Consider the following 1258-nt stretch of genomic DNA (forward strand, 5'->3'; position numbering starts at 1 on the left):
TGAATCGCCCTGGAAATGTTGGAGGCTCCTGACCTTGGAAACGAGGATGCAGGTATGCCGAAGGAACAGTCTGCCGGGAAGCCCACGACGCGCCGTTACAGCCCTGAGGAGAAGGCCGCCGCGGTCCGAATGGTCCGCGCTTTACGCACCGAGCTGGGCACCACCCAGGGCACGGTGCAGCGGGTGGCCAACCAGCTCGGCTACGGCGTGGAGTCGGTCCGCACCTGGGTGCGGCAGGCCGACATCGATGAGGGCGTGGCGCCCGGGGTCACGACCGCTGAATCCCATCGGCTCAAAGAGCTCGAGCAGGAGAACCGAGAACTTAAGCGCGCCAACGAAATCCTGAAACGAGCGGCTAGTTTCTTCGGGGCGGAGCTCGACCGCCAACACAAGAAATAGTCGCCTTCATCGACGCTAACCGCGACGAGTTCGGGGTCGAGCCCATCTGCACCGTCCTGCGCAGCGCAGGGGTGTCGGTGGCCCCGAGTACCTACTACGACACCAAGACCCGAGCGCCCTCGACGCGGGCGATCCGCGACGCCGAGCTGGGGCCGGCGCTGCGCCAGATCTGGGAAGACAATTACCGCGTCTACGGTGTCCTCAAGCTGTGGAAAGCCGCCCGTCGGGCCGGCCACGATGTGGGCCGTGACCAGGTCGGGCGCCTGATGCGCAGTCTGGGCATCGAGGGCGTGCGGCGCGGCAAAGCAGTCAAGACCACCAAGCCCGACTTGGGCGCGCCACGGCATCCCGATCTGGTCAACCGCCGTTTCAGCGCATCAGCGCCCAACCAATTGTGGGTGACGGATCTGACCTATGTGCCGACCTGGGCCGGAGTGGCCTATGTCTGTTTCATCGTCGATGCGTTCTCCCGAACGATCGTGGGATGGCGGGTGGCGTCGAACATGCGCACCACGATGGTGCTCGACGCACTGGAGATGGCCCGCTGGTCACGCGGAAACACATTGCCCGGCCTGACATGTCACTCCGATGCCGGATCGCAGTTCACGTCCATCCGCTACGGTGAACGCCTCGCCGAGATCGGCGCGCTGCCCTCGATCGGATCCGTCGGTGACAGCTTCGACAACGCCCTGGCCGAAACGGTCAATGGCTACTACAAGGCCGAGCTGATCTACGGACCCGCCCGCAGTGGGCCGTGGAAGACCGTCGAGGACATCGAGCTGGCCACGCTGAGCTGGGTGTACTGGCACAACACCGCCCGCCTACACAGCTACCTCGACGACGTCCCTCCGACCGAGTT

The 1258-nt window shown here is 64.9% G+C and carries 1 protein-coding gene and 1 other annotated feature; the gene reads left to right on the forward strand.

Annotation, left to right across the window (positions count from 1 at the left end; genetic code table 11):
- Window positions 1–54 precede the first annotated feature (54 nt).
- A protein-coding gene (locus AU192_RS25265; protein WP_120275775.1) for an IS3 family transposase occupies window positions 55–1258 on the forward strand; the annotation gives its coding sequence in 2 pieces (ribosomal slippage) (window positions 55–358 and window positions 358–1258; 1205 coding nt annotated over the 2 pieces). This gene is flagged as partial in the annotation.
- Window positions 354–485 (forward strand) — a sequence feature (AL1L pseudoknot). It overlaps the preceding gene by 132 nt.

Source organism: Mycobacterium lehmannii (assembly GCF_001499925.1).
Lineage (GTDB): Bacteria > Actinomycetota > Actinomycetes > Mycobacteriales > Mycobacteriaceae > Mycobacterium > Mycobacterium lehmannii.